The organism is Stenotrophomonas sp. YJH_SMC_79 (genome assembly GCF_059367995.1).
In genome coordinates this window covers 296,490-319,819 of record NZ_JCAFRK010000003.1, presented here as the reverse complement: position 1 = coordinate 319,819, position 23,330 = coordinate 296,490, and the positions used below count along the sequence as shown (strand labels likewise).

General features: G+C 59.6%; 21 protein-coding genes and 1 pseudogene. 10 read left to right on the top strand and 12 right to left on the bottom strand.

Annotated elements, in window-relative coordinates:
* Positions 1–23: 23 nt before the first annotated feature.
* The 3 genes from AC5P57_RS12500 to AC5P57_RS12490 all read left to right on the top strand — a co-directional run bounded on the left by AC5P57_RS12500 (position 24) and on the right by AC5P57_RS12490 (position 2,627).
* Entirely contained in the window at positions 24–974 is a 951-nt protein-coding gene (locus AC5P57_RS12500) for an alpha/beta fold hydrolase (RefSeq protein WP_262235448.1), read from the top strand.
* A gap of 198 nt (positions 975–1,172) precedes the next feature.
* Entirely contained in the window at positions 1,173–1,832 is a 660-nt protein-coding gene (locus tag AC5P57_RS12495) for an RIO1 family regulatory kinase/ATPase domain-containing protein (protein WP_262235449.1), read from the top strand.
* A 147-nt stretch (positions 1,833–1,979) separates the two neighbouring features.
* Positions 1,980–2,627 carry a hypothetical protein gene (locus AC5P57_RS12490; RefSeq protein WP_495219598.1) on the top strand — a complete coding sequence of 216 codons (648 nt, stop codon included), beginning with the start codon at positions 1,980–1,982 and terminating at the stop codon, positions 2,625–2,627.
* Positions 2,628–2,811: 184 nt separating this feature from the next.
* Here the strand turns inward: AC5P57_RS12490 and AC5P57_RS12485 are convergent, their stop codons facing one another.
* The gene (locus AC5P57_RS12485; RefSeq protein ID WP_005411374.1) at positions 2,812–3,150 is read right to left on the bottom strand and encodes a P-II family nitrogen regulator; all 339 of its coding nucleotides are present in this window, start codon (positions 3,148–3,150) and stop codon (positions 2,812–2,814) included.
* Between the two features lie 155 nt (positions 3,151–3,305).
* Here AC5P57_RS12485 and ubiK point away from each other — a divergent pair, with 155 nt between their 5' ends.
* Together ubiK and arr are read left to right on the top strand one after the other, a co-directional pair.
* Complete coding sequence (gene ubiK, locus AC5P57_RS12480; RefSeq protein ID WP_005419983.1) at positions 3,306–3,557, top strand: ubiquinone biosynthesis accessory factor UbiK; 252 nt, start codon at positions 3,306–3,308, stop codon at positions 3,555–3,557.
* A 126-nt stretch (positions 3,558–3,683) separates the two neighbouring features.
* Complete coding sequence (arr, locus tag AC5P57_RS12475) at positions 3,684–4,118, top strand: NAD(+)--rifampin ADP-ribosyltransferase (protein ID WP_262235450.1); 435 nt, start codon at positions 3,684–3,686, stop codon at positions 4,116–4,118.
* A 128-nt stretch (positions 4,119–4,246) separates the two neighbouring features.
* Here arr and AC5P57_RS12470 read toward each other — a convergent pair whose 3' ends face one another.
* The 5 genes from AC5P57_RS12470 to AC5P57_RS12450 form a co-directional block, all read right to left on the bottom strand.
* Entirely contained in the window at positions 4,247–4,387 is a 141-nt protein-coding gene (locus tag AC5P57_RS12470; RefSeq protein WP_158230224.1) for a hypothetical protein, read from the bottom strand.
* A 36-nt stretch (positions 4,388–4,423) separates the two neighbouring features.
* On the bottom strand, positions 4,424–4,885 hold the full coding sequence (locus AC5P57_RS12465; RefSeq protein WP_099554866.1) for a hypothetical protein: 462 nt from the start codon (positions 4,883–4,885) through the stop codon (positions 4,424–4,426).
* A gap of 184 nt (positions 4,886–5,069) precedes the next feature.
* On the bottom strand, positions 5,070–5,468 hold the full coding sequence (locus AC5P57_RS12460; protein WP_099554864.1) for a hypothetical protein: 399 nt from the start codon (positions 5,466–5,468) through the stop codon (positions 5,070–5,072).
* A 510-nt stretch (positions 5,469–5,978) separates the two neighbouring features.
* Entirely contained in the window at positions 5,979–6,308 is a 330-nt protein-coding gene (locus AC5P57_RS12455) for a hypothetical protein (protein WP_099554862.1), read from the bottom strand.
* 240 nt (positions 6,309–6,548) lie between these two features.
* A complete protein-coding gene (locus AC5P57_RS12450; RefSeq protein ID WP_262235451.1) occupies positions 6,549–7,151 on the bottom strand; it encodes a DUF998 domain-containing protein in 603 nt (200 codons plus the stop codon).
* 644 nt (positions 7,152–7,795) lie between these two features.
* Between AC5P57_RS12450 and AC5P57_RS12445 the strand changes: the two genes are divergently transcribed.
* The 3 genes and pseudogenes from AC5P57_RS12445 to AC5P57_RS12435 form a co-directional block, all read left to right on the top strand.
* Positions 7,796–8,152 carry a hypothetical protein gene (locus AC5P57_RS12445; protein ID WP_075675966.1) on the top strand — a complete coding sequence of 119 codons (357 nt, stop codon included), beginning with the start codon at positions 7,796–7,798 and terminating at the stop codon, positions 8,150–8,152.
* A gap of 44 nt (positions 8,153–8,196) precedes the next feature.
* Positions 8,197–8,727, top strand: a complete 531-nt coding sequence (locus tag AC5P57_RS12440) for a cold-shock protein (protein ID WP_262235454.1) — start codon at positions 8,197–8,199, stop codon at positions 8,725–8,727.
* 641 nt (positions 8,728–9,368) lie between these two features.
* Positions 9,369–10,211 (top strand): annotated as a pseudogene (locus tag AC5P57_RS12435) (magnesium chelatase domain-containing protein); the annotation flags it as partial.
* Positions 10,212–11,065: 854 nt separating this feature from the next.
* Here AC5P57_RS12435 and AC5P57_RS12430 read toward each other — a convergent pair.
* Complete coding sequence (locus AC5P57_RS12430; protein WP_235644641.1) at positions 11,066–11,614, bottom strand: HEPN domain-containing protein; 549 nt, start codon at positions 11,612–11,614, stop codon at positions 11,066–11,068.
* 77 nt (positions 11,615–11,691) lie between these two features.
* Positions 11,692–12,963, bottom strand: a complete 1,272-nt coding sequence (locus AC5P57_RS12425) for an RES family NAD+ phosphorylase (RefSeq protein ID WP_262091099.1) — start codon at positions 12,961–12,963, stop codon at positions 11,692–11,694.
* A 328-nt stretch (positions 12,964–13,291) separates the two neighbouring features.
* On the opposite strand from AC5P57_RS12425, the gene AC5P57_RS12420 reads away from it, so the two are divergent.
* The gene (locus tag AC5P57_RS12420) at positions 13,292–13,768 is read left to right on the top strand and encodes a cyclin-dependent kinase inhibitor 3 family protein (protein WP_235644646.1); all 477 of its coding nucleotides are present in this window, start codon (positions 13,292–13,294) and stop codon (positions 13,766–13,768) included.
* 194 nt (positions 13,769–13,962) lie between these two features.
* Here the strand turns inward: AC5P57_RS12420 and AC5P57_RS12415 are convergent, their stop codons facing one another.
* Positions 13,963–15,093, bottom strand: a complete 1,131-nt coding sequence (locus AC5P57_RS12415; RefSeq protein ID WP_495219596.1) for an SH3 domain-containing protein — start codon at positions 15,091–15,093, stop codon at positions 13,963–13,965.
* A gap of 1,994 nt (positions 15,094–17,087) precedes the next feature.
* On the opposite strand from AC5P57_RS12415, the gene AC5P57_RS12410 reads away from it, so the two are divergent.
* Positions 17,088–18,791: an N-6 DNA methylase gene (locus AC5P57_RS12410; RefSeq protein WP_262091097.1), complete on the top strand. Its 1,704-nt coding sequence runs from the start codon at positions 17,088–17,090 to the stop codon at positions 18,789–18,791.
* Here AC5P57_RS12410 and AC5P57_RS12405 read toward each other — a convergent pair.
* The 3 genes from AC5P57_RS12405 to AC5P57_RS12395 are packed head-to-tail and all read right to left on the bottom strand — an operon-like array spanning position 18,788 to position 22,862.
* Entirely contained in the window at positions 18,788–19,441 is a 654-nt protein-coding gene (locus AC5P57_RS12405) for a hypothetical protein (protein ID WP_262091096.1), read from the bottom strand. The genes AC5P57_RS12410 and AC5P57_RS12405 overlap by 4 nt on opposite strands.
* Positions 19,442–19,458: 17 nt before the next feature.
* Positions 19,459–20,586, bottom strand: coding sequence for a response regulator (locus AC5P57_RS12400; protein WP_495219595.1), 1,128 nt, complete (start codon positions 20,584–20,586; stop codon positions 19,459–19,461).
* 11 nt (positions 20,587–20,597) lie between these two features.
* On the bottom strand, positions 20,598–22,862 hold the full coding sequence (locus AC5P57_RS12395) for an ATP-binding protein (protein ID WP_495219594.1): 2,265 nt from the start codon (positions 22,860–22,862) through the stop codon (positions 20,598–20,600).
* Positions 22,863–23,330 lie beyond the last annotated feature (468 nt).

Genomic DNA, 23,330 nt, shown 5'->3' with positions numbered 1-23,330 from the left:
AACAGCTGGCCTAGACTGCCATGATGACTGCACGTGACACCGCCCCCTACCCTGCCCTGAGCGCCCGCTACGGGGACTTTTTCCCGGACCAGCCCGCCGCCGGGCCGCGCAGCGAATGCTTCGACTGGGGCGGCGGCGTGCTGCAGGTGGATCGCCACGGGCCACCCGACGCAGGCGTGACCGTCGTTCTGGTGCATGGTGCCGGGGGCTACGGCCGCATGTTCGCGCCACTGGCGGCGGGGCTGGCGGCCGCCGGGCATGAAGTACTGGCGCCCGACCTTCCCGGCTACGGCTTGAGCGCGGCGGCCTGGCACCAGGTCGACTACGGCGCCTGGAAGCGGGCACTGCTGGCCCTGATCGAGGCCGAGTACCGGTATCGGCCCCGTCCGATCGTACTGCTGGGTGCCAGCGTCGGCGGCTATCTCGCCTACCTGGTGGCCGCCGAATCAGCGTGGGTGCGGGGGCTTGTGGCCACCACCCTCGCCGACCCGCGTGACCCCGTGGTGCAGACCGCCCTGGTTCGCCAGCCGTGGATGCGCGCCGCGCTGTGGTCGCTGCGCCCGTTGAGCCGCCTGACCCGCAACCTGCGCGTACCGGTGCGTTGGTTCACCCACATGCAGCGGATGTCGCGCGATCCGGCATTGACCGCGCTGGTCTGTGCCGACCCGCTGGGTGGCGGCAACCGAGTGCCGCTGGGCCTGCTGGCCTCGCTGTTCGACACCGCCCCGGCACTGGAGCCGGAGCAGTTCCTGCGCTGCCCGGTGCTGATGATGCATCCGGCCTGCGACGACTGGACCCCGGTGTCCATCAGCGACCGCTTCTTCCAACGCCTGGCCGCACCGAAGCAACGCGTGCTGCTGGCCAACTGCGGCCACTTCCCCATCGAACAGCCCGGCCTGGACCAGTTGCGCGACGCACTGCTGCCATTCGTCCAGCGCATCGCCACCGACGTTACGTCCAAGCCATTGACGTAGAAGAAATATCCCCTAAGCGAGACAAAATTGTCCGATTCTGCGTGACGAACTGTTCCAGCCACGGCGCCGACATTTCTCCGACAAATCGTGGAATAGCGAACTGACGAGTACTAAAATTAACAAAACATTAGTACTTCCCCTGCACTACCGGTTCGCTTGACGCTCAGCGCCGCCCACCGGGTCGTCCGAGACCCTGATATGTACCTCCCTGCTACGCCCCCCTCCTCCTGCGGCGATGACGCCGCGGCGCCGCTGCTGCTCAAGCGCGGCGAACGTTTCCTGGCCCCCGATGTCTACCGCACCTGCCTGGACGGGCGCGAGGCGGTCATCAAGGACTACTCCCGCTATCGCGGCACCCCGCTGTCGCCCGTCGCGCGGCTGATGGTCCGCCGCGAGGCGCGCATGCTGCAGCGCCTGGGCGGCTGGAAGCACGCCCCCGCCCTGCTCGGTACCCTCGGTGGCCTGGCGCTGGGCATGGAATTCATCCCCGGCCAGACCCTCAGCACCGCGCAGGCCGTGGGCAATGACGTGTTCGAGCAGCTGCAGCACGCGCTCAGCCGCCTGCATGCCGCCGGCATCACCCACAACGACCTGCATGGCACCAACGTGGTGGTCAGTGGCGGCGTGCCGGTGCTGCTGGATTTCACCTCCGCCTGGCGCGTACCCCGCTGGCTGCGTCGCGGCCCACTGAGCCGGCAGATGCGCCGCAGCGACATGAAGAACCTGCTGAAGATCCGCCAGCGCGTGACCGGCCAGGCGCCGAGTGCCGCGCAGGCCGCACTGGTGGCCGACCCCGGCTGGGTCGCCGCCGTGCGGCAGGGCTGGAAGCGGTTCTATAAGTGGGCGAAGCGGCGTTAAGAGCTGTTCGCCCCTGCATTGCTCGACTGCTGTTTCCCCCTGTATTTGTAGAGTCGAGCAAGCTCGACTCTACACATCATGCCCAGGGCCACACGCCCGATGTGCTCTGCGATACTCGTCGGCACGCCACTCGCAAGGACGCTGGGGATGCCGGCACCTGAACACACCCGCCTGCTGACTGCAGCCGCAAGATCCATACTGCGCCCCTTAGGCTGCGTGCAGAAAGGCCGTTCGCGCACTTGGCTTGACGACCAGGGCTGGTGGGTCGGGGTGGTCGAGTTCCAGCCTTCGGCATGGGACAGGGGCAGCTACCTCAATGTCGGCGCCTGCTGGCTCTGGGAAGAAAAGGACTATCTGTCCTTCGACGTGGGCGGCCGCGTTGCCGGATTCGAACGCTTCACCGAAACCGCCGAGTTTGCCTCGGCCGCACAGGCACTGGCCGAGCAGGCCGCCGCCGAGGTACTGGCCCTGCGTGACCGTTTCCCCACCCCGGGGCATGTGCGTGCATTGATGAGCCGTCACCCCAAACCGGGCATCCGCGAACACATCCATGCGGGCATCACTGCCGGGCTGGCGGGCGCTTACGACGAGGGTCGCAGGCACTTGGCACTGGCCGCTACGGAGACCCACCCAGCGCCATGGGTCGATGTGCTGAAGCAACGCTGTGCCGAACTCATGCCGCTGCTACAACGTGATGGCGGCTTCGAGGCAGAGATCGCCGCCACCGTGACGCGCACCCGCCGCGCGCTCGGTCTACCGGAGTGGCGGTCGTCCCCCCTCATTCCGCCGGGTTGATCACACTGGGAGGGCACTTCGTCGCACACGGGTGTTCGCGCCGCCCGATCCCGGTCGTAGAGTCGAGCTTGCTCGACCGCTTTACCGCTCATTGTAGAGCCGAGCCCACGCTCGGCTGCTGTTCCTGCATCGCGCGAAATGCAGCCGAGCATCGGCTCGGCTCTACAACATCCCGCCGAACGGATTACAGCGCGTCCGCGTCCAACTCACCGGTGCGGATACGCACCACACTGCCCAGGTCGTACACGAACACCTTGCCGTCCCCGATCTTGCCGGTGCCGGCGGCCTTCACGATGGCCTCAACCACCGCCTCCACCTGGTCATCGGTCACCGCCACTTCCAGCTTCACCTTCGGCAGGAAATCGACCACATACTCCGCGCCGCGGTACAGCTCGGTATGGCCCTTCTGGCGACCAAAGCCCTTCACTTCCGTCACCGTGATGCCGGTAACCCCACGCTCGGCCAGCGCTTCGCGCACGTCATCGAGCTTGAACGGCTTGATCACCGCCATGACCATCTTCATCGTCTATCTCCTGTCTTCCGGCGTGGAGGATAGCGCCTGAACGCGGCCCGTGCGAAGCCGCGAATGCCTGTCCGGGCAGTGGGTGCCAGCAGTATCCTTGTGCCCGAATGGCCTGCCCGCGCCGGATGCGGGGGCCCACCCCCACGGAGCACCCCATGATCGACCTGAATCAAATCGATGACCTCGCCCGTCGCCTCAGCGACCTGGTGCCGCCGGGCCTGCGCGAATCGCGCGAGGAACTGCAGGCCACCTTCAAGAGCGCGCTGCAGGCCGGCCTGGCCAAGCTCGACCTGGTCACCCGCGAGGAGTTCGAGGTGCAGCGCGCGGTGTTGTTGAAGACCCGCCAGAAGCTGGACGCGCTGGAAACCGCCGTGCGCGAGCTGGAAGGGCGCGGCGCCGCAGAATGAAAAAAGGAGGCGCACTGCGCCTCCCGTTTACAGAGTATTTCCCGGATGGGGCCTTGCAGCAAGGCCCACCGGGCGCCCTAGACTCGCCGGCCTGTCGATCCGGCAGGACACGCAGGGGCAGTGCCGATGGCGCAGGACACCGAATGGACACCCGTTTCGCATGACACCTGCGACCAGGTCACCGTGCCGTTCTACCACGGCACCCGCGCTGATCTGGCGGTGGGCGAGTTGCTGAGCGCGGGCTACCGCTCCAACTATCGCGACAGTGTGGTGATGAACCACATCTACTTCACCACGATTGCCAAGGGCGCCGGGTTGGCTGCCGAGATGGCCCGGGGCGAGGGGCGGCCGCGCGTGTATGTGGTGGAGCCGACCGGGCCGTTTGAGGACGACCCGAACGTGACCAACAAGAAGTTTCCCGGGAACCCGACGCGGTCGTACCGGAGTGCGCAGCCGTTGCGGGTGGTTGGGGAGATTGTGGAGTGGGAGCTCTACGACCCGGAATTCGTTCGGCAGTTGAAGGCGTTTGTTGCTTCGGGGAGTGGGGAGATCATCAATTGATGGGGTGAAGGGCGCCCACTGCGGCTGACGGAAGAGCAATAGAGCTGGATATCGGGCTTTGTCTGATTTCGGCCAAAAGCGGACGCCCCGTACACAAGTCTGAGTGGGCTCGTAGGCGATCGTGCGGTTCAGCACATCGCTCCAGCTTGCCGCGAACTGTTCGCCAGCCAGGCTTGCGAGACCACCAGATTGAGACGGGGCAACGCGCTGTTGTCCGGCATCTGTTCGCGGTTGAGCAGTTCGATGGCGACGATCTCGTAGACGGGCAACCATAGGTGCACGTTTTTCCTATGTTGCGCGAGGTCTCAAAACCTTTGGTTGCAAGGGCCCGCGGATAGGGCAGGCGTCAGCTGCGGACTGGCCCTAGCCATCCACCGATGGTGCAGAGCATCGTCCTCATGCCGCTCCAAACTCGCCGATCCTTGAAAAATGAGCAGATCTCTTGAAGAGCTGGAGGAGGGCGACGGTCGCGCAATGCGGACGAAGCATCCGAATAGTGCCAGCCACTCAGGAGCAACGGGGGCCGTGATCGCCAAAGTGGCGCTCGCTTTGGATCTCGGGCTGTCGCCATCCGCATCGGTGATGAAACACTCGATCTTAGTGACATCAGCACCGTCGCTCGCCAATTGCCACAGCGCCGCCCGCCATGCCACTAGGTGCGCATCGGCGGCCAGCTTTTCCATGATCCGCATACGCCAGCTCGATACGTTGAGCTTCGGGAAAATGGTCTTGAAATCTGCATCCAGCTGTTCCTCGTGCGAGGACATTGGAATGACCCGTAATGGTCGCTCTTGTTCGTAGCATGTGGAGACTGTCGTTGAATCCAACTCAACCGAGATGGAGGCGCACATGCAGCAATTTTTCTACCGGCGTGCTTACAAGCTCACGAAACTGCCAGGGCAAGCCCCCAGTGGTGAACTGACGCACTCCCGATTTCGCGCCGGACGTCCATCAACCGAGTCGCCGTACAACATACTTCCCATACGAAAAATAGAGGAATCCGATAATCAGCGCGTGCACGACTGCAAATGGTATGTACTGCTTCCAGAGAAGAGTCAGCGCCAAGCCCACCCCTGGTATAAGGTAGATCGCAAGAATAGTTGCCCACTTTCCGTCATGCCCGACAGCTAGAGATTCGCCATTCTTGGCGCCTGATCCGGAGATGAACCAAGCCAGCGCAAACGCCGAGACAAGCATGATCCAGAATGGCGGATTACTTCGACCCTCCAGGAAGTCAGCTCCTAAGTATCTCAGCAGCATGATCACGAAGATCGTCTGAAGGACCATAAAGATTGCGACAAGAACCGAACCGCCGAAGCGACGCCAACCTGCGTCGAACTCGGCCCACATCTCCAGGTTGCTCGCAACGAGAAATGCATATGAGTATGGAGCCCGCAACATTCGCAGCACCCTGGTAGACAATCCTATCGAGCCTCTTGGTGCTTTCCCGGACATCCCAGTAGTCCTCAGCCTGCTGCAATTCGCTTCATATCGGGCCTCTTCCTCATGATCTGAAGAGCACCATCACGCCGTTCCTAATTCTTGACTTCTAAGGACGCCTGCCATTCAGAGAGCTGCTTCCCGGCATTCGGCCCAATGGTGGGAGTGTACTTCAGGTGCCGCATCGGCATGTCGGCCATGCTCTATGTCCACTTCCGGCCAAGAGCGGACATCAATCGCAAGAGCAGGAGCCTTCCAGATCGAGGAACAGTGGCGCGAGAGTCTGGGCCCCGCCAGGCCAGCTGGCTACGCGCTTCTCAAGCTCGACTCTTACCGCGCCACTGCAAGATGATTACCGGCTAGCGACCTCGGTCTATGGGCTGCTTCATGCCAGAACTAGGCATCTACCCCAGCGATTCGTCACTCCCGCCTTTCCGCCTGGATATGGATAGACGAAACACCAGAAACCAAGGAATGGCTGGACCAAGCATCCAGCTCTTCTGCAATTGAGCCACTCAGGAGCCATCCGCGGCCGGTGCACTGAGCCGAAGCCAGGGCAAGAACCACAAATTCAGGCCACGATTGCGCGGCATGACGGGAGCAAGCACTCACCACGAAGCCGCCCTTGTGATATGGCTCGGCGTGGAGATTGCTGACTTCAAGACCTGCTTGCTCAAACATCCGCGCCGCGACCTTGAGAGCCGCCTGCTGCGATGTGCAATTGGTGAACAAGCGCCAGTACAACTCCATGAGTCCACTATCTTCCTGAAGGCCCTCCGGGCGCGGTTGCGCTACTTATAGCAGAAGGCGCGCACGACCTTTCCCCTCTTGCCACCCGAGGTGCCAGCACCAAGGAACAGATGGTTGAAGAGCGCCCACGGCTTGAACAGCGAGCACCCTGGCATGAATCCCGAGAAGATCAACTTGAGCTGGGGCCGGAGAATCGAGAAGTTCTTGATCGGTCCTCTATGTTCCTGTCGCACGCCACCATCAATGCGCAGGCTGCACCTTCAGCGCGCTTGAACCCCTTCGCAGCAGGTACAGCGCAACCAGGAACGGCCACAGCGAGTTGACCGACGAGAACAGGCGCTGGGTCAGCCCTCTGAAGCCCTCCGGGTCCGCCCCCACCACGTTCAACCAGAGATAGACGATGCTCGCGATGCTCACCATCGCGGTCACGGCGTACGCTCTTCGGTTGACCGACCATGCACTCAGTTCGATGTGCGACATCGCAGGTGCAATGATGTTTGCGATACCGATGGTGTAGAAGCCGTGCATCGGATGGCCCATGGGCCAGAGCCCGTTGGTCAGCATGGAAATGCCAAAGACCAACCAGCAGATCGCGCCTACGGCAATCCGCCGACCGGACTCCCGCCACACCCCGATGGCAAACGCCACGAAGCCCACGCCGGAGCCGAGGGCGGCGATCCTGCCGCAGATGCTTGCGAGCGTTGGCGCCTGCAGCAGCTCGCTGGCGTGCTGCGCAAGCGGGTTGTAGCCCGGTGCGAACACGGCGGCAACACTGGTCCAGAACAGGAACCACGGAAGCGGGACCAGACCCGCGCAGAGAAGCAGTCGGCTGCGGCGTGACATGTACAGTGGTCCTTGTTTGGCCTGCGCCAGTGGGTGGAATCCAGTCGAACGCTGCAGAACCTTCCTACTGCGGCCAGGGCGATCTTGAGTGACTACATCAGTAGTCAGGTTGCGCGCGGCACTCGGTAGGTTCAATAGGCAAGAAGTCATTTAAACCATCTCGCGGGTGTCGCAGCGGTTCGGTTGCATGAGCGATCACACATGCCCGATGAGCGAGTGCTGTCGCATTTGCCGCGCCCTGCGTCTCTGGCGGAAGGTTCTGACGACTCCGTTCCAGAAGTGCCGCTGCGCCTGGCACGCCAAGGCTCTCGCCCCTTTCCACGCTATGCGACAATGCCAAAAGCGTCTCGGGTTTTGGCGGCATTGACCCCTACCCGTTGGCATTCCGCACAACAGCAGGTAATCGTTACTGCGCCACCGTGCATCGGTGGCCGGGACTCGAAAACCCGTTGTTGTGATGAAGTTTGCGCTTGCCAGCCGGCATCACCTTGCGTGGTGCCGGCTGGCAATCCGTCTGCCGGCTATGGCGGGCGGGGCGTGGGGGCCTCGTGCCCACCGGCGATCATCACACACCGGTTTTCGAGCCACGCCCTGTCCGCCACCTTTATCGGTGGCGGCTTCTGCCTGCATGCACGGAGCCCGCCATGACCACGCCGCACTCCCCGCCCCCGCGCCCCATCCAGAAAGCGCCGTCACCCGCGCCCGCGCTGGACCCCAACAGCCTGATCGCCATCCTGCACGCCATCGGCGCGGGCGCTGCGGCCGACGGCCAACCCTGGCCCGAGCGGCACCATCTACGCAGCCGGCAGATGGCGTTGTCCGATGCCGACTGCGCGCTCACCGGCCAGCGCATCGTGCAGGAGATCCTGCTGGCGGCCGAGCGCACGCGCCAGAACGGCGAGCCCGAGCAGTACGTCGGCGACCGGGTGATGGAGGGGCTGGTGATGGCCGATCTGGCGCTGACCGCCTTCATCCACGAGCGGATGCGACCCAAGGACTGAGCGCGCTTATGGCGCGGAGTTTTCTGCCTGTGTGGGGGGGACAAATGAAGAAGCACGGCCTGGCCGCTGCGGCGGTGTGCGCCTCGATCATGGCGGCGGTGTGGATGGGCTGGCCCGAGCCAGCGGGCGATCAGGTGTGGGCCTACCAGAAGCTGCAGCCGGCCGATTACCGCCTGCTGCACAGTGATGCGCTGGGCTTCGTCACTGCGAAGGCCCACGAGGGCTTTGAACTGCACGCGCGCCATGCCGGGGCGACGTCCTTCGAGATCCGCTGCAAGGGCGTGCTGGTGATGGACGTGGAGAACGCGCCCTCGCGCGTGCAGATCCGGATGCCTGCCGATGCACGGTGGCGGGCGCCGGACATCGAGCGTCTGCGCACCAGCTTCGAGCGTTGGCTGGATCTGCACCAGAGCCAGGGGCGGTTGCTGGTGGAAAGTGCGGGGCCTTCGTGGGTTGAGGCGCGGTTTGGGCGCTTCGATGGGTTGGTGCCTGATGAGCAGCGGTGTCTGCTTGGGGGGCCGGCGCACCGCCAGGCCGATCCCACCAACGTCTTCAGCGCTGAAGTGCCTTCGTAGGCTGACGCCTATAGTGGCGCTGCATCTGCACAGCAAGGGGCCGCCCGATGCTCGATCATCAAGGGCGGCGCCAACGTCAGGGGCGGTCTGTACTGACGGAAACCGAGCCGTCCTCCCGCATGCGGACGTTTACATATGCGTCTGGCGGAGGTATCCGGTCGATCGACGCCCCTGCGGGGAGAATGTCCCAACTGGTGATCGGGCCGCAGACTGTCCTGTGCACCAATCGGCGACTATCCAACCCTCGCTTGGCAAGCTCGGCCACAACCACTTCAGGAGGCTGGCGGTCGAAGCCGTTGTAGGCGGTGCACGTCGCTCCCGTCTGGCCAATGGGATACGTTGAACTCTCCACCTCATCCCGGCACCCCGGCAGGCCCACGGCGAGCGAGAGGGCCATCAGTACTCGAATGCACTGCATTTCAGCTCGCTCCTTTCCGCTACTGCCCTGTTGTACGCCTTGCCTGACGCAAGACCTCCGAGACCGCCATCGCAGCGCCGCGCTGCACAGATCATCTGCCCTTGATCCGAATGCTGCACCCTTTGCAGGCAGAAATACCCCTAGACGCATTGCCGGCAATTCCCGATAGTCCCACGCAGATTACCTGCCGCACCATCAAGCGTCTCTCTGCAGGAAACCACACATGAGCCTGGCGCTGGTCCACAGCCGTGCCCGCGCCGGGGTCGATGCCCCGCTGGTGCGGGTGGAAGTGCATCTCTCTGGCGGCCTGCCTGTCACTCAGATCGTGGGCTTGGCCGAAGCCAGCGTGCGCGAATCCCGCGAGCGCGTGCGTGCCGCCCTGCTCTGCGCGCGCTTCGACTTTCCGCAGCGGCGCATCACCTTGAACCTGGCGCCCGCCGATCTGCCCAAGGAAGGTGGGCGTTACGACCTGGCCATCGCGCTGGGCATTCTGGCGGCCAGTGGCCAGGTCGATCCGCAGTCGCTGCTGCAGTATGAGTTCCTGGGCGAGCTGGGGCTGACCGGTGAACTGCGCCCGGTGGCGGGTGCACTACCCGCCGCAATCGCCGCCGCTGAAGCCGGGCGCATCCTGGTGGTGCCGCCGGGGAATGCCGCCGAGGCGGCGTTGGCCGAGCATGCCGATGTGCGTGTGGCGCGCACGCTGCTGGAGTGCTGCGCCGGGTTGGGCAATCCGCGTCTGTTGCCGCCCGTGGAGCGCGTGGACACGACACCGTTGCCGCTGCCGGATCTGGCCGACGTGCGCGGGCAGCCGCATGCGCGGCGCGCGTTGGAAGTGGCCGCAGCGGGTGGGCATCATTTGCTTCTGATCGGCAGTCCTGGCTGCGGCAAGACGCTGCTGGCCTCGCGCCTGCCCAGCCTGTTGCCGGATACCGAGGAAGCCGAGGCTTTGCAGCTGGCTGCGATTGCATCGGTGAGCGGTGAGGGGCTGGACCCAAGACGATGGCGGCAGCGGCCCTTTCGGGCACCGCATCACAGTGCCAGTGCGGCGGCGCTGGTGGGTGGGGGCTGTCATATCCAGCTAAAAACCAGACTCCACATTTAGAAACGAGACTCGCGCGTGGAAGGCGTCGTCCTTGGCTATCAGACATCACTGATGGCATCGGACGCTGCTTCCCTCCATTTTTGCCACAAGGAGCCCTGGCGTTAAGGCCTTGGGGCGAGATCAGGTGGCCATTGCCTGGCATTAGGTAGGCGAGCAGAGTCGCTGTAGTGGGGGCAGCCTAGAGCGGCCTCCAGCCCAAGGTCTCCTCGATTCGCGTCCGATAGCGGGTAGCAATCTGCCCTGGTGTCCGGCGCACATACTCTTCCGCTGAGGCGCGCACCGTGCCTGTGAGGGAGCTCAGATACGACAGAGCCTCTTCGCTTGTTACAGTCTCGACTACCTTCCCTGCCAACTTCGGCGGCAGGGCCGTCCATACCACCCCAGAAACAGATTTTCGCTCTGCCCAACCGCTCAGGCCGGGTAAGCACTCCGGTGAGGCATCGCCTCTTCTCCAGACGCCTACTAAAGAGTTGGCGTTCCTTGGGGAAACGCCCTCGCGACTAGCAAGGGCTGCGCGCGCCTCGGACAGATCAGTGCCGTCAAATTTCGCCCAGAGCGATGTCACCAACAATGCATCAGGGCTAAGAACCAGCGTCAAGCGTCCATCAGCAGACTGGCGCTGGAATTCGACACGTACTTCGGGACCGTCAGTTTGCCAATGCCCGACGATCGGCAGCTCGCGTGGGTCCCATATAAGTGAACCCCAGCCGATGAATGCGATCACACCATCTCCTTCCAGAACTATAAAGGTCGGCCACCGCAGCGCTCAGCGAGGGAGATACACTTTACTCACTAGCGATTGGATGTGTACGCAAGGATCAAATCTTGGTCTCAATGTACTTGTCAGTGGCTGCGACCAAGTCACATATGAATCGAATGTGCTTCCGTAGGTCTTCTCGATTGACAGCGTGCGCCGCGGTCTGTCCTGCGACTGGTCGGAGTGATCGGTGGGCGATATCTCCACGCCTCTTCGCAATCGTGTTGAGATGGGATTTCGCTCGCGCCGGATCATAGTGGTTCCACACCCAGCCTTCGAAGATGTTGATCTGCAAGTACTTATCAAAAATTTTGCCAACCCTCTCAGGCGTAGGGGTGTGGAAGTACCTGAGGTCGTTCTCAAGGGAGGCTAGATAGAACTCTCGAACTCTGCCCCCTGGTCCATCTCTCCCCACGACCTGTTGGGCAGCCTCACTGATTCGTTCTTCAATGTAGGTTTCAAGTGCAGCAAGCGCCATAACCAGACTTGCTCTCTTCAACACCTCGGAGTTCTCAGGCGGCGGCTGCGAATTGATTGCGTCGAAATGCGCCAAAAGATCTACCGCATCCTGAATAACGTGGGTGAATGTTTGAAATGCTTTGGAAGCCATTGCACGGTCCATTTGAATGACTGGAGGATCGCAGCAGGCTAAGCGGAGACAGCCTGCTTAGCAGTATTGTCCGCATACTACCGATAGGAGGTCGGCTGGGGACAACTCAGGGCGTAGCTCAGTGAGTCCACAACGTGCTCAGTCACGGCCCCTGAAAGTATTTCGACAGGGAACCGTGATCTGCCATCCAGCGATTGGGGAGCAGACGGATCATCTTCATCGAACAATGCGTAGTTCAAACCGTTCTGCCGCTGGACAGACTGGAAGGCAACCCCATCGAAGTTCTCGACCCTCCCGTACCGTATGAACTCGGTCAGGGCCTGTGTCACGACGTACCCCGTGTCGTTGGAGCGCATGGGCTTTGCAATCTCTTCGTGCAAGTATGACAGCAAGGTTCTGTCCATTGAGCGCTGTTCGTGCTTCGGATCCAGAAGGCTAAGCGGCTCGTGTCTAAGGCGATAGTCCAGTCTCGTGAAATCAAACAGCTTCAATGACCTCGTGGTGCGAAACTGGCCAGCTACAACAGTATCGCCAATGGACGGTCGTACTTCGGCAATACAGGTCTCAATCTCGGCAGACCCGTAGAACACCGGCACACCAGCGGCGCTCATGCGATTGTTTGCCGCAATTCTCCGCGGAGCGGCACCCAACTCCTGTGCGGGCCACTCTCGGAATCGACGCGTCTGATCCTCACCATTGGATACTCGAGAACGATAGACGAGAGTTCCCTCCGGCAGAATTCGCATTACAGCTACCGAGCCTGGCGCCTCCAGCGAGGTAGCCGCCATGGCCTCGTTGAGAAGGCGACTGAAGGATTCCCGTGCTTTATCGTTGAAGAAGCGACGACCGTGAACCAGATCATGTGCCACGTGGTCCCAATCGCTCACCACGTACCAACGCTCATGATCCTCTGAATCAAAAGGACTTCGCACCCTACTGTAGGTCTGTCCGGGATAATAGAAGGAATTCTCGTCGAGCGAGTCGCCGGATTCTTCCTCAGACTCTCTATCTTCCAGAATAGAAGAGATCGCCTCGGTCACCGTCGCGTTTCTACAACCGATAGCCCGCGAGACGATTTGCGGCAAGTCCAGCTCGTAGCCTCGATAGAGCCCGATGTCCGGTTCGTAGTGCTGCTGCAAGGCGCCACGAATACGGTCTGCAATCTTGTCAAGGCGAGCACCAAACTTATCGCACATGCCGCAACCGCAGCAGCGAAGCTGCCAGTCATTGGGCGCACAGATCTCTCTTATGAATTCATCCTTCAGACAAGATACGCACACCCACTCAGATGATGAGGGCGGGGTGTCCAGCAAAGGCTGTCGAGGATCTTCGATAGACGGCTGGTGCATTAGATCCTCCTGGACTTTGAGGTAATTCTAACTCTGCCCTCGGCGCATAATGGCCTACTGACTGTTTCGTCCTCGCCCCTAGTCGAGCTAGCGCTAGGGACGTCCACAGAGTTGCTGACCCGTCGATCCGAGATAGGTGTGAGCCTACTGGTACGCTTGAAGTCGCGCTGGATCTGGTGCTATTAGACGAATCTCCGCTCGGCTTTAGAGATACCTCGTGATCAGAACAAGCCAGTCTCACCCCCTCCTCATCGCAGAGATCCCCATCGGGCAAAGAGGCGGAGGGGTCGGTGTTACCTTTGCGCCAGGCAAGTTCCAAGATATTGCCATGACCGGCTCTTGGGCCAGGGATCTGGACACCGACCTCGCGGCTATCAAGGCATGGGGCGCTGCCCATCTGATCACTCTGATCGAATCCTGGGAGTTTGAGGAGCTACGCATACAGCGGTTGCCCGAGCGCGCCTCCCAGCAGGGACTGCAATGGCACGGGCTTCCAATCACCGATGGTGCGGCTCCCGATGAGCGCTTCCTTGTACCTTGGAAGACTCTTGGCCCCGCACTTTGCGATGAGTTGCTCGACGGGCGACGGCTGGTAGTCCACTGCAAAGGTGGCCTCGGTCGCGCTGGCACGGTTGCTGCGCTTCTTCTCTTGGATACTCGCACAGCCCCGAGCGCCGGTAGCGCAGTTGCAATGGTGCGCGCAGTGCGCCCAGGAGCAGTGGAAACACGTGCACAAGAGGAATTCATCCGCCAGTGGGGAACACCCGCAAGCAACAGTGGCTTTGAAAGATCAACTGCTAGCTAGCCAAGCACACTTTAGGAATTGTTGCCGTGCAAGTGCCGCCTGCGGTGTAGAACCTACAGGCCGAAAGGTCGTGTCCTTTCGGCTGGGACAACACTCATCACATGCATGGATCGGCCTTAGCATGCGGCTTGTTTGGACTGCACATGAAGGCAGATGCTGGGCTGGCTCATCCACGCCGGGCCTTTGCCTTCGTCCTAGCGGCTATTGCGCTCAGGCTCTGCAGCCGCACCAAGCTCCGCAGCCTTATTCATAGGGCTCAGATACTGCTTTAGAACCCAGCCCTCAATCTCTCGCCCCTCAATGTGATCTCGCAAATGGACCTTGAGCCAGCGCGAATGCTTACCCGTAATTTCCACTTGCTGGTTCGGGTACACAGTTCCGAGCACTAGTCCACCTCCAGGCCTCGACCTGACGGCCACTGGACGTCTAACGACGGATATGCCTTGGCTGAGCGCCTGCGCAACAAGGACCTCCATCGTACGATTCAGGCGTGCGGCCGACTCCATCGCCTCTCGGTGACGCTCGGCAATCACTTCCTGCTCCAGTACCGACTCTGCAGCTTCCCGTCGCTTCTCCAGCACATCCAGGTACCACTTGAGCTGATCAGCCAGACCAAAGACCAAGGCCAGGCAAACAGATATTAGAGCAATCCTTTCACTTGACAGCGGATGACTTGGCTCCTTCGGCAAGCAACTTAGCTTGGCGACGGTGCTCTCAAGTGCTTTGCTCTTTGCCGATGCTGCATCTAGATCTTCTGTTTCCTCATCGATGTCCAGATCGATCTGATCGTAGGAGAACACTTCCTCCTGAACTTCCCTTAAGAACTCGGCTGAGTACTCTGCGTACGAGCTGGCGCGGTCGTATAGGCCTTGCAGAGCTGCTGCAGGATCTGCGGGACCAGCAATATTCTGCGCCAGACGTCGCGCGTCGCGCCCGCCGCCGATGTAGCTCTCGATCAGCCCCCACGTGTAGTCAACCAAGCCAAGCCGATCAAGTTGCTGCTCCTCACGGATGGCGTTAACCAGATTGTCAATGGCCCGCTCATACACGCTTACGCGAGAAGCTGACCACAGTGCATCGCTTGCCACGTCAGTGCCGTGCCGACCGGCCAGATCGAGGAGGGCTGAGCTCTTTGTCTCTAGGTCGTAGCGCTCTTGAAGCCGCTGGGCGACAGAAACCATGTCCAACTGGAGTTCAGCGGCACGCGGCAAACGCGCATACCGACTAACAAGGTCTTCTTGAGCCATCAGCAGATTGGCTTGGCTTAAAGCTGCCAGGGCGCTGTCAACATAGTGACCATAGTTGTCAGTCGCAAAGGTCATCATGTCGGGGATGCCCAAGCCGTATGGATGTCGATCCGGCGCCATTTCTGCCTTCCCCAGTTTGATCGGAGCCGACCCATCGCCAGGGTACGGACTGTTGGGAGATTCTATTGGATCTTGGTCGCCGGCATCGAGCAGACTGAACTGAGCGACCGTGGCTCCATGGCCCGGCGCAGGCCCTAAATCGGCCCCAGATCGTGCATTACCGCTTGGCCTTGCCTCAACACAGCAGCAAGCATTCGATTGCGCCCCTTTGGACTACTTTGGCCTTGATGAAGGAAAGCGAGCTGTAACCTACCCGCAGCCAAGAGATCGGCCTGTGCCATGCTCGGAGCTATGTTCTGGATTGGCTCGCCCGGCGAAGCCAGCTGCCCGGTGACGGGCTGCACTATGGCTGGGGTTTGACTGTCGGTTTTGGCATAGGCCGTGACCATCATTCGCCCCGCAATGGGGGACCAGCCGCCCAAGACTATCTCGCTCCCCAAGTGCTCAATCGGGAGACCAGCCTCAGACACTGCCCTCTGAAAATTTGGCCAAAGCTGGTCCATCACCAAGCCCAATTCAGCCATGAGCCGCTCAAGGGTGAAGTCCGCGCGGAAGCTAGCCTGGAGCGCCAATTCATATATTCTCAAGAAGAATTGAGCCGATCCCCGGGTCGCCAGGACCAGATTGTGCTGAGGGATCAGAAGGACCTTGGCGCCTTCTGAGGGCCGACCACTCAAAGCGTCTACCGCGAGGGTATCCACGGCCACGACCAGCTGGTCAGGTCGCACCAGAACGTTGAGTATGCTCACAGCACAGTCCCCAGGGCCTGTCGAGGACTATCCTGCCTCCTCCCCCGCCCTGTCTAGTGTGTAGACAGCCAAGTTGCCGGCGCGCAGGCGGCCGAACGGGGCGCAAGCGTGCGCAAATTGGGATACCTGACCAGAGTACGCAGGGCAGCTTCGCTACGCCCAATCGCATCTAACATCAGGTCTCGGCCCCTGATCGAACTTGACGTATCTGGCCCAAGGTTGAGTTCTCTCAGAAGTTATCGCTACCGGGCACCCGCTTAGTGTGGAGATGCGCCGTCAGGCAGCGGGAGCCGACTCGCTGAAGGTATCGGCGGTCACTGGCCTCACCTAAGAAGCCTGCCGCCAAGCCCTCAAGCACCAGCGCATCTGCAGGAGACCCGGCTCTAATAGCCTTTTTCAGTCGCCCATCAGTCATGCACGTGACGCGCAAACTGGTGTCGTGATCCAGGCCGATCCGCGCGGTGGCCTGAGGAATGAACTGATGTTGGCATCGCGGCAACCACGTCAACGCGCGAGCTGCACTTAAAGACGGTGCACGCGGCAGTGGTACGCCGAATGAAACGCTGCATTGAGTCTAAAGCGGCGCACCGACGTGGTTTGGAGTTGCGGACGCGCTCTTCGGTGATACCGCTGAGAGCGAAGCATCAAGAGGCCTTCAAAGCCATTGACACAACCTTGGGCTCCGTGTGGCTCCGTGTCTCTTGCCAGGCAAGCGGCCCAGCACTCTCGGGCGAGCAAAGGCCATTCGAAGCTTGAGTCCCATGCCAGCTTTAGGACTTCGTCGCGAAGCGCACTTGAACCAGATCATTAAATGAATGACACTCTCATCACTAATTCACTAATTACCTAGATGCCCACGATGGCTCGCGGAAGAAGACCGGCGACAGGCGGCGAAGACGCCTCAGGTGCACTTCGCCAAATTCTCGCATACGTACAGCAAAATAACTTGACTGCGAAGCGATTGGGTTATTATGCGGGGACGAGTGAGTCTTCAGCTTGGCGCGCATTGAGCACCAATCCCCCGCGCTGGACAGACTCTTTCACTAAAATTCATGAATTTGTGAGAGAACAGGCGCGTGGACCAAACCCGGGTATCCCTGCCACGCTGATGAAGGCAGTGATAGAGGCCTCTGAAGGGAGGCGAAAGACTACGGCTACTCTCCTGAGGGCGATTGCTGACATGCTTGATGAAGGAGTTATTGAGTGACATTGGACGACGCAATCGGCACTGATATCGGAGATCCCTCCGTGGCTGGAGAAGCAGAGCGAGCTCGCCGACGCGCCCTTGGTGCCTACTACACTCCAGATCACCTCAGCGCGGTGGTGGCAGAATGGGCGATTGGTTCCGCGACTGACCGCGTGCTTGAACCAGGCTTTGGCGGATGCGGATTCTTGATGGCTGCCAAGAATAGGCTCGTTCATCTTGGTCAGAACAGTCCTCATGACTTCATTCACGGCTGTGACGTGGACAAGGCGGCCTTTGGATATCTTAGAGAGGCCTTTGGCACTGACTCTTCAGCGCAGCATTTCCCTCATGTAGACTTCCTAGATACCCGGCCCGGCCAGACATGGGAAGGAGCACGTTTCAACGTTGCGCTCGGCAACCCGCCCTATGTTTCCTACCAAGCACTGGGGGAAAACAGGGCTAGGTATCAAGCTACGATCAACGGTTCAGAGTGGCCAGGGCTATCGGCGCGGGCCAGCTTGTGGGCTTACTTCGTGCTCCACGCCCTGAACTTCCTCGAGCCTGGCGGGCGCGTTGCTTGGGTTCTGCCTGGCAGCATTCTGCGGGCCAATTACGCTGGGCATCTCAAGGATGTTCTCCGGCGAGAATTTAGCGCAGCCGCCCTATTCCACGTCCATGAGCGTCTCTTTACCCCTGCGGGTGTTGCCGAGGAGTCCGTTGTCCTAGTGGCTGAGGGTTTTCGAGATCCGAAGGGATGCTTCCTAGATGAGCGTAGTGTCGAAACTGTTGCCGATCTTGCCGACCAGCTTAAAAGCTGGGGCGTCGTGGCGCCAACAGCCCTTAAAGCAACGCATGCAGCTCGACCGTTCAAGCAGGTTGGGGAGATGGACGCAGTCCCTACCGTAGAGCTGGAAAAGCTTCTCACCGCCCGCATTGGTGCTGTGACCGGTGACAACCCGTACTTCCTCTTCTCAAGGCAACGAGCCGAGGAGGAAGGAATCGATGTGGGTGATCTCCAGCCCGTCTTTGCCAAAGGCGGAATGGCCGCTGGGCTTAGCTTCGGAAAGCCTCAGCTGCGATTGGCAGCTGAGGCTGGATTGTCGTTCTTTCTGCTTTCCTACAGTGAAGATGACAGAATTCCTGATGCGATAAAGCGCTACCTTGACAAGTATCCCAAGGATCGCATCCTCGGCAACAGCACCTTTCGTAAGCGGAGGTGCTGGCATCAGACCAATCTTGCTCAAGTCCCACATGCCTTCTGGCCTGTCATGCGCGATCTGGGCCCAAAACTGGTGCTAAACCCGCAAAAGATCCACTGCACCAATACCGTTCATAAGATCTTCTTCGCGGACGATGTCACTGCGACTCAACGCAAACAGATTGCAATCACCTTGCAGTGTAGTTACGCCCAGCTTCATGCAGAGATGACTGGCAGGTCGTATGGATCTGGTGTACTTAAGCATGAGCCCAGGGACGTTGGAAAAATCCGAATTCCGTGGCCGAAGGCCGTCGCATCCGCCCACACCGCAAAGGTCTTTGCGCTCATCGACGCCGCGCTGAAACGCGGCGATAACCGGTGTGCCATGGACTTGGCCGATGGGTATGTGAGACGTTACATCGGAAATCGATACAGCGCAGCGCTAGTATCAACGCTAAGGCGGGACTTGGAGGCATTACGCAGGCTGCGCATGCCTGGGAGTCGCAGAAGCGTCTTGGTCTAGGTCTTCGGGGTTGCCCAGAGCGCGCTCAGGACGGTGTCGCTGCTGATCTGTATGGCCTTGCTAACCTTTTCGATGTACGCACTCAAGCACAGCTTCTCTGACTTGGTGACATATGCGCACCAAGTCGGATCGCTTCGCACTGAAGTGAGCCACTTGTCAGTGAAAAAATTGGCTGTAACTGCCTCGAGTAGAAGAATGAGGTCCATTGGTGCATGAGCCCATCTTGGCTCCTTGAGCCAAAAGTCTTCACCCTGATCAGAGCTGTGGCCACCGAACTGCATATGAAAGAGAGGACCCGCCTGGAAAATGCCCTTCTCCTCATTGGCTTTGTCGAAATGCCAACGGGCATGGTGTAAGGACTTGATGCAGCTCACCTGAAGCGATATATCTAGGTTCTTGAAGATATTCTCATCCTGCGGATCAGTATCGATCCCCTTGACAGAGACAACGGGTCTGAACTGAATTTTCTTCTCGTTCTGGACAATATTGAAATGGAAGGCATACTCACGGGGAACAGTTAGCTTCCATGCTTCATTGTCCTTCTGGCGCCTAAGATCTGCGTAAAGCGAATTGACTGCCAACCAAGAACTCTCGGCCAAGATTCCGTGCTCGATGAGCTTGCTGCCGTTGGCCCTGACAGCGGCTGCCATGTCCACTGCGGTGGGAATCATGCTTCCCCCGGCACGAGTTGGTGGCTTCTAAGCATATCTGCAATGATCAGCTCCTTCGCGTCAACCTGAAGATGGTGGTCATCTTCATGGGCACTTCGTTCCTCTTGGATCTTGTCCTGCTGCACGCACCGGTAGCAGACGCGAAGCCTCTGAACGAAACTCGGCAATCTGCTGTCAAAGCAAGCGACCGAATGGTTGAGGGCAGTCGGCTCACCGCAGCAGGCGCAAGCGAAGGACGGATAGAAGCCTTTGCTACCGTCCCAAGTGTCGGCAGCACCGGTGACGAGGACGCCGACCTTTTCACTGAGACGAGCTGCCCGATCCGAAGCAGAAATCATGTTCGTTGAAACCTGAAAGTACTCCCGGAAGCGCGCCTCAAACAGCTCCGTCCACCACAGGTCGCGACATTCCGAGAACACGCCGTCGTACCTTTCAGCATCGAAGAGTGCCTCAATTTCCGCGATGCCTTCGCTGGCTGAGCTGATACCCAGGCGAGCATGGAGATTACGGCGATCCAAGAGAATACCCTGCCGCTTGATCACGAAGGTCAGTAAGTACCTTGCGGCAACATGTACGTACTCAGCTTGCTCCAGTGCATGCTGAAGCTCCTGATGGTCGACGAGGAATTCCTGTTCTTCGACGAGACCGAAGACGGAAAGATCCCTGAAATTACCTTCAAGACTCTTCAAGTGTGAATACCCTCGTGACAGACCCAAGATGACACTGGGAGAGCGCTCAGCGTCACCCACCTTGGTCTTGATAAGCTTCCAATCGAATAGATCGTGAGCAGTTTTTTCCGGTCGGAACAGCTTCCTGATCTTATCTTCAGAAGATATCAGGACAATAGGAAATTCAGCAGTCGAGGGCTCATCGGTACGATCACGCAACTGTTGAGCCAACGGCGCTGCCCTGTACCCGACTGAGGTATTCGAGCCGGAAACGATGAACTGATCAAGTCGGTAGTCTAGGAGTACAAAGTCTGGACGCGCGTCGGCAATGCTGGTCGCGAGCGCAAGCAGATCCTCCGACGGCTCCATCACATCAATAGAGACACCATCGCTCATCAGTCGTTGGGAGATGATCCTAGCCTCTCTGGGCTGGTCATCAACGTAGATTCCTTTCATATCAAATCCCTTCAAAGTGTGTGTTTAGCTGGGTCAAATTTAAGCAAGCGGAACTCAAAGGCCGTGGTGAACTCGGGGTCAGGATCTGCCAACGTGACACTTCCCCCGTATGACTGAGCAATGTCGCTCACGATCCGCAGACCGAGTCCGGTTCCAGATCCCTCTTCCTCATCCGATCCGGAGGTCGTGAAGAAGGCATCGAAGATTCTGTCCTTATGCATATCCTTGATGCCGTCGCCGGTATCCTGAAAGCGCAGGACGATAAATCGTTTCTCTTCAAACGCGTCCACGAGTATTCTGGGATGCGCAGGCCTTGCACGTTTGATCGCCTTCATCGAATTAGAGAAAAAATTGAAGAGGATCGAGTCGAACTCACTTCGATGCATTGGGCACGTGCGAAGCAGTGGATTCATCTTGGGAACGTCGAGCTTGACGCCCCTACCTGCCGCATAGCTCTCAAATTGTGAGTTAAAAGTCTCGCACACGGTACTTACCACGAGCGTCCGTAGCTTCCGAGATTCACTCTGAGTAGTCAGGTTACCCAGATACCCACCAAGTTCCGCAATACGCCCACTGCCGTCTTTGACCTGTGCCAGCTCGTTTCTCGCCTCTGATCGAAGCGGCTCGCCGGCTTCGTCAATGAGCGAAGCCAAGCCATCCACGGCTGCTTCAAGAGAGGCGGTTGAGGCGGAAACCTCATGGGAGAAAACAGCGATTGATAGACCCAACGAGGCCAACACCCTGAGCATCGCCTCATACTTCAACGTTTCAGCGCGTTCGCCCTCAACTTGCTGTTCGTACTCGATAGCAACCGAAAGGATCTCGTCGATAGCTGACTCTGACTCGACTTGGCTCTTGGCTTGACGAAGGCGATTGGCAATCTCCGTTACCCGAGAGTGCAGAGAGTCTTTCTTCCTCTGCCCAAAATCCTTCTGGCCGGCCAGCACTTTCCTTTCTCGAACGGAGCCAACCCGCTTGGCAAACCAAATGAGAGATGAGTGAACGAACTCAACCAGCTTCTCGTATGCAGGCCCTTCAAGTAGCCCTTCGCGGCTCGCCGTTTCCTCGAGACCGGGGTTGCCTTTGGAAGTGACGTGAACTTGGCCAGCAAAGTTGTGGTTGTTCGCTGGCACGAGCACGACGCGACGGGCGCTCTCGCTTGCCAGGCTCAGCCAATCATCGCCCTGGTCGCCGTATGGTGATACTCTGAATCCATTGCGATAGAGCTTGATGCCTCCAAGCTCCCGAGCCAGGTTGGTGGCGCTCTTCACGTCCGCGCCTGGCATGGCACTCTTGTTAAATATCAAATAATGAGCTTTGAGATGCACCGGCCCTAGGCCAGCCAAGCTCGGCAGGTTAAGGGTTTCTTTCTCGTGATGATTGAGTTTGGTTGAGTCGAGCGTGAGAGTTACCGTTCCGTCGTCTTGGAGTTCCGCCTCAACATTGGCGATCGCCAAATTCTCAAACTCCGCCTCCAAAGACAGCGAGGTTTTCGCACCGCGAGCGTCCATGGAGTCAATGAACACCTGAAAACCCGGGTCCTTCGCGGAGCCATCGGCTCCCACAACCTCTTGACCGAGAACGGGGGACTGAAGCTGAAACAGCATCTTCCATGCCATCCTTATGGAGGCGGCCGTCCAGCTGTCGCGCAGATCAAGGATTCGAAGCGTCGTCCCCTTTTCTTCTAGCTTCTTCTCGTATTCCTCTACGCTATTGGTGACAAATGTCAGCTCCTGGCCGCGTGTGAACTGCTCGTCCCAATGGAAGGAAATTCTGTAGCCGACGCTGTTGCCCTCTTGCCCGGTTGTAAGGACTAGGCGTCTGCCGAGACGCTCGACCGCAAAGCGTCCGATTCCTTTTCGCCCAGCGCGTAGGCGGCCATAGAGTGGCGACTGGCTTTTGTCGACCTTTGAATCGGTGGATAGCCGCATCCAGCCATTTCGAAGATCGTCCAGCGACATTCCGACGCCATCGTCAATGATTTCTATCTCCCCGGCATTCGCTTTGCCTGGAGGCGCAATGTTGATCAAGACGAGGCAAGCGTCCGCGTCGAAGGAGTTCTTCACTAGCTCAGCCAGTGCGGTCTCCTGCTTTGCGACTAGTTCACGCCCAAGCCTTTGAACGTGGGTGGCGTCCACGGTAAAGCGGACTCTCGCGCTGTCCAAGTCCAACAGCCGATGACTCAATTGAGCCACCAGCAGTCGATCAGGCTCCTCCTTGCTTAGCTCATCCTTGATTCGATCAGCAATTTCAAGGACTCCGGTATCTGCTTCCATGTTGGTATCCGTAGAGGTAAATATTCAGCGCCGTGATCGGGCAGAGTTCCAGACTACGATGCAGAGAGAGCTAAAGCGCAACGAAGCCAGTTGCGCCCTAGTCGTCACCTTATGGACTGCTTGCTGCCTCGGGCCACGCGAGCCAGCCAAGACGTCCATTGGCCACTGGCTCATGATAACCCCGCCGACGGCCCATTAGAAATTTGGCCAAGGGTGCTAGGGGAGACCGGTGCGGCTATCCCAAGGACCGCTTCATCCGAGGGACAGTTGGGTCTCGCCAATTGGGCTTAACCTCCGCCCGCTCCGAATCTTGAGGAGTCTGCATCAGGGCCGAGTGCCTCGACGACGCATTCCACCTGCCGGCGGCAGGCGACACCTGCTTCGGAAACTTTAATCCGCAGGCCGCCGGAGCGGCAAGAGATCCGTCTACTGAAGGCTTTGATCAATCAGGCCTTCGAGCCGATCGAA

Excerpts from the sequence above, each read along its gene's own strand:
- AC5P57_RS12460 (WP_099554864.1), bottom strand. The coding sequence starts at position 5,468 with ATGTGGGCCGAGTTCGACGCAGGTTGGCGTCGCTTCGGCGGTTCGGTT.
- AC5P57_RS12400 (WP_495219595.1), bottom strand. The coding sequence starts at position 20,586 with ATGAAAGGAATCTACGTTGATGACCAGCCCAGAGAGGCTAGGATCATC.
- ubiK (WP_005419983.1), top strand. The coding sequence starts at position 3,306 with ATGATCGACCTGAATCAAATCGATGACCTCGCCCGTCGCCTCAGCGAC.
- AC5P57_RS12405 (WP_262091096.1), bottom strand. The coding sequence starts at position 19,441 with ATGGCAGCCGCTGTCAGGGCCAACGGCAGCAAGCTCATCGAGCACGGA.
- AC5P57_RS12420 (WP_235644646.1), top strand. The coding sequence starts at position 13,292 with ATGACCGGCTCTTGGGCCAGGGATCTGGACACCGACCTCGCGGCTATC.
- AC5P57_RS12490 (WP_495219598.1), top strand. The coding sequence starts at position 1,980 with ATGCCGGCACCTGAACACACCCGCCTGCTGACTGCAGCCGCAAGATCC.
- AC5P57_RS12395 (WP_495219594.1), bottom strand. The coding sequence starts at position 22,862 with ATGGAAGCAGATACCGGAGTCCTTGAAATTGCTGATCGAATCAAGGAT.
- AC5P57_RS12430 (WP_235644641.1), bottom strand. The coding sequence starts at position 11,614 with ATGGCTTCCAAAGCATTTCAAACATTCACCCACGTTATTCAGGATGCG.
- AC5P57_RS12450 (WP_262235451.1), bottom strand. The coding sequence starts at position 7,151 with ATGTCACGCCGCAGCCGACTGCTTCTCTGCGCGGGTCTGGTCCCGCTT.
- AC5P57_RS12500 (WP_262235448.1), top strand. The coding sequence starts at position 24 with ATGACTGCACGTGACACCGCCCCCTACCCTGCCCTGAGCGCCCGCTAC.
- AC5P57_RS12485 (WP_005411374.1), bottom strand. The coding sequence starts at position 3,150 with ATGAAGATGGTCATGGCGGTGATCAAGCCGTTCAAGCTCGATGACGTG.
- AC5P57_RS12495 (WP_262235449.1), top strand. The coding sequence starts at position 1,173 with ATGTACCTCCCTGCTACGCCCCCCTCCTCCTGCGGCGATGACGCCGCG.
- AC5P57_RS12455 (WP_099554862.1), bottom strand. The coding sequence starts at position 6,308 with ATGGAGTTGTACTGGCGCTTGTTCACCAATTGCACATCGCAGCAGGCG.
- AC5P57_RS12445 (WP_075675966.1), top strand. The coding sequence starts at position 7,796 with ATGACCACGCCGCACTCCCCGCCCCCGCGCCCCATCCAGAAAGCGCCG.
- AC5P57_RS12425 (WP_262091099.1), bottom strand. The coding sequence starts at position 12,963 with ATGCACCAGCCGTCTATCGAAGATCCTCGACAGCCTTTGCTGGACACC.
- AC5P57_RS12465 (WP_099554866.1), bottom strand. The coding sequence starts at position 4,885 with ATGTCCTCGCACGAGGAACAGCTGGATGCAGATTTCAAGACCATTTTC.
- AC5P57_RS12440 (WP_262235454.1), top strand. The coding sequence starts at position 8,197 with ATGAAGAAGCACGGCCTGGCCGCTGCGGCGGTGTGCGCCTCGATCATG.
- AC5P57_RS12415 (WP_495219596.1), bottom strand. The coding sequence starts at position 15,093 with ATGATGACCTTTGCGACTGACAACTATGGTCACTATGTTGACAGCGCC.
- arr (WP_262235450.1), top strand. The coding sequence starts at position 3,684 with ATGGCGCAGGACACCGAATGGACACCCGTTTCGCATGACACCTGCGAC.